The organism is Agarivorans sp. (assembly GCF_050295395.1).
Classification (GTDB): Bacteria; Pseudomonadota; Gammaproteobacteria; order Enterobacterales; family Celerinatantimonadaceae; genus Agarivorans.
The window spans coordinates 1-3,769 of sequence record NZ_JBNKPP010000143.1; the positions used below are offsets into that span (position 1 = coordinate 1).

Annotated in this window: 5 protein-coding genes; all 5 read right to left on the reverse strand. The window is 45.6% G+C overall.

Annotation, left to right across the window (positions count from 1 at the left end):
- Positions 1–1,366, reverse strand: a 1,366-nt coding sequence (gene thiD, locus ACQY6Q_RS08420; RefSeq protein WP_427980154.1) for a bifunctional hydroxymethylpyrimidine kinase/phosphomethylpyrimidine kinase, incomplete at its 3' end; no start/stop codon positions are given.
- A 15-nt stretch (positions 1,367–1,381) separates the two neighbouring features.
- Positions 1,382–2,164 (reverse strand): thiazole synthase, encoded by a 783-nt coding sequence (locus ACQY6Q_RS08425; RefSeq protein WP_105174462.1) that lies wholly within the window; start codon positions 2,162–2,164, stop codon positions 1,382–1,384.
- A 1-nt stretch (position 2,165) separates the two neighbouring features.
- A complete protein-coding gene (gene thiS / locus ACQY6Q_RS08430; protein WP_427980157.1) occupies positions 2,166–2,363 on the reverse strand; it encodes a sulfur carrier protein ThiS in 198 nt (65 codons plus the stop codon).
- Positions 2,364–2,371: 8 nt separating this feature from the next.
- Entirely contained in the window at positions 2,372–3,376 is a 1,005-nt protein-coding gene (locus ACQY6Q_RS08435; protein WP_105180110.1) for an FAD-dependent oxidoreductase, read from the reverse strand.
- 73 nt (positions 3,377–3,449) lie between these two features.
- A partial coding sequence (locus tag ACQY6Q_RS08440) for a phosphomethylpyrimidine synthase ThiC (protein WP_427980159.1) occupies positions 3,450–3,769 on the reverse strand: 320 nt, incomplete at its 5' end.

The following is a 3,769-nucleotide window of genomic DNA, read 5'->3' on the forward strand; positions in this document are numbered from 1 at the left end:
AATCAGCCATTAGCGGTACAAATTTTTCGAGCTTTTCTAAACCTTGAATTTGCCCTGTCATGTCTTTGGTGGTGGTTGGGTAAATAGCACCAAACGCCATATAACTTGGTCTGTAATTGTGCGCGCGTAGCATCTCATAAAAGCCATGGGTTGAAACACCTAAGCGTAACCCAGCCTCTTTTATGGCAATTAGATTAGCGGTTTGTAAGTCTTCTTGCCCTAAATGCACACCATAAGCGCCATGTTTAATCGCTAATTGCCAATAATCATTGATATACACCTGCGCATCGTACTTTTGCCCCAGCATAACTGCACTTGCAATGGCATCTTCGAGTGTTGCATCGTCTGCATTTTTCATTCTTAATTGAACGGTTTTAACTCCTTCGGCTAAACACTTCTCTAACCAATCAACCGTATCCACAACGGCATATAAACCTAGCTGTTTAGAGTCGCACTCGGCAAAACCTGCTGCCATGGTAAAATCAACCGGGCAATCAAAGTCGAGCTCATCACCCAGCCAACTTCCCGCTTCGATGACTTGTGGGTAATCTGCTAAATTTGTTGGAAAGCAAGTATGCGCAACGGGGCCAATCCCTTCACCATAACGAACGGCTGCTTTTAATCCTTGGTTGATATAGGCTTTCGCTAAAATAAAGGCATCTTTGAGTGGATACTGTTTGGCTAAACACGCGGCAATCACAGAAGCCATACTACATCCTGTGCCATGACTATGCGGAGTTTGAATTTTTTCGTTACCAAGCCAATATTCCTGCTCACCTTGCACGCAGTAATCAATGCAATAGCCACTTGGGTAATCCCAATGACCTCCTTTGATGATCACCGCTTTTGCACCATAGCCTGTTAACTTCTCGGCGGGTTCTTTCACTGCGCTTGGGCCAATCAGGTAAACACCAGTTAATAACTGCGTTTCGTGGGTGTTCGGTGTTACAACATCGACTAATGGCAATAAACACTCTTTGATAGCACTAACAGTATCTTCTTCTGTTAATAAATCACCACTGGAGGCAATGGCAACCGGATCATAAACAACCAAAGGCGGCTCTGCCCAAGTTGCTTTGTAATGTTTTAAATGCTCACTAATAAGCTGTATTTGCTGCACATTGGCAAGCATGCCAATTTTAATCACGCTGGCAGGCATATCACTGGCTAAGGCTAATAGTTGCGACTCAATCACTTCTGTTGATATCGGGTTCAGCGCTTCTACACCTAAACTATTTTGTGCCGTTAAAGCAGTAATAACCGTACAGCCATGTACATTAAAACTTTGCATTGCCTTGATGTCGGCTTGAATTCCTGCACCGCCGCCCGAATCTGAGCCAGCTATGGTCCATACAACCTGATTCATGTTATTCCTCACATTTTATTCTTGATGCCAAAATGGCATTCCGAGCGTCGGCGTTGATGGGCTTGCTACGTCTTTTTCTGGCATCGCTTTAGCCAAATAGCTATACCGCCCCGCTTCAACAGCACTCTTAAACGCTTTACTCATCGTTACTGGGCAACCTGCACCTGCAATTGCCGAATTTAATAATACGGCATCATACCCTAATTCAAGCGCTTGGCAGGCATGAGATGGTAAACCTAAGCCCGCATCAACAATCAACGTATGGTTTGGCAAGCGCTCACGGATCATTTTTAAGTTGTAAGGATTCAGCAAGCCTTTACCCGTGCCAATCGGTGCGCCCCAAGGCATTAGTACTTCGCAGCCTAAATCAGCGAGGCGCTGACACAGCACTAAATCATCTGTGCAATAAGGTAAAACTTTAAAGCCATCGGCCAATAAAACTTTAGTGGCTTCGAGCAGTGCGATTGGATCTGGCTGTAAATTATATTCATCACCAATTAGTTCTAACTTGATCCAATCAGTGGCGAACACTTCGCGGCACATTTGCGCCAAGGTCACCGCCTCTTTTACGCTATGACAACCCGCCGTATTTGGCAGCACCTTTAACCCGGTGTTTTTTATCAATTGCCAAAAATCATCACCCGCAGAAGCGCTTTGCTGACGTCTCAATGAAACGGTGACAATTTCAGCCTGTGAGGCCACTATCGACTCTGTCATAACACTTGGCGAAGGGTACAATGCTGAGCCTATCAGTAACCGACTTGTAAACTGCTCACCATAAACCGAAAAACTATCCATCTTAGCCTCCTTGAATTGGCGACAATAACTCAATGCTGTCGCCTTCGTTGAGGGTTTTAGCATCGCATTGACTGCGGGGTACAAAGTCACCATTAACGGCAACGGCAAATGGAGGTCTTGCGCCAAACTGGCTCAACACCTGAGTGAGCGATGTATTGTCGTGCACTGTAACTGACTGACCATTAATTAAAATATTCATTTTTATCCTTAAGCAATTAAGCTCACTGCGTCATCAACCACCTGAGGCGCAAGTAAATAGCCATGACGGTACAAGCCATTAATACTGATCACTCGACCTTGTTTTGTGACTTTCGGGCGGTTGTCGGCAAACGCTGGACGAAGCCCTGATTGCAAGCTCTCGATACGCCCTTCAGCAAAGCCGCTATGCACCGTATAAGCAGCAGACAATAGCTCCAGCGCCGAGCGCACGGTGACTTTACCGCGGTCTTGCGATTCGATTTCAGTCGCACCAATCACAAATTGATGGTTTGGCTTAGGAGCAATATAAATTGGATAACGCGGATGCATCAGTCGTATCGGTCTGGTTAGGTTCACCTCTGGTGCATATAAACGCGCCACCTCCCCTCTTACTCCACGCAGTAAGGGTTCAGCCTGTTTTGCACCTAAACCGCGACAATCAAATACATAATCAAAGCTTTGGCCATTCACTTGATGAGCGTTCAATTCAACTTTACAGCCAAAGTTAAATTGCACTCCTTGCAAGGTAAGCTTTTTAAAACTAGCGCTATAAAATGCTTGGTTATCGAGTTGCCCTTCACAAGGTAAATACACACCTTGGTGGAACCGCCCAGCAAGTTCTGGCTCAAGGTTTGCGATTTGAGTGCCCACCAATGTCTGTGCCTGGTAGCTTTCAAGCGGTTTCAAGCGGCTCACAAAACTTTGCAAATCGCCCTTATCTTGCTGATGAGCAACCACTAAGCTGCCTGTTTGTTGAAAATACACAGCGTCATCGAGCTCACTTAGAATTTGCTGCCAACGCGTGATGCTATTAAGCCCTTGTAGGGCTAAATCCTGTTCACACAGGACTGATTCTGCAAGGGGGGCTAACATCGCTGCAGCAACGCTGCCGGCACTGTTGCTAGCATGTTCATCATCTTGCTCAAACACACTTAACTGATGCTCTTTAGCAAGTGCCAATGCAGTTAAACGGCCAGTTAAACCAAAACCCAGTATCGCTATCTTTAAAGACATAAACTTTCTAGGCGCTAGGCTCTAGGCCCTAGGTATAAACCCAGAGCCCATCGCTGATGCCTAGCTCCATCAATTAAACTGCTTTATGGTAAATCTCAGAGCCTGTTTTTTTGAACTCGTCTGATTTCGCTTTCATTTCGGCTTCAACATCAACCATTTTGATTTCGATAGCATCGCCTACGTTATTTGGATCGATACCTCTTGCTTCAAGATCTTTGGCGTAATCACGTACTTCTTGAGTGATCTTCATCGAGCAGAACTTAGGGCCACACATAGAGCAGAAATGTGCAATCTTGCCAGATTCTTGTGGCAGTGTTTCGTCGTGATATTCGCGGGCGCGTTCAGGGTCTAAACCTAGGTTAAATTGGTCGTGCCAACGGAACTCAAAGCGTG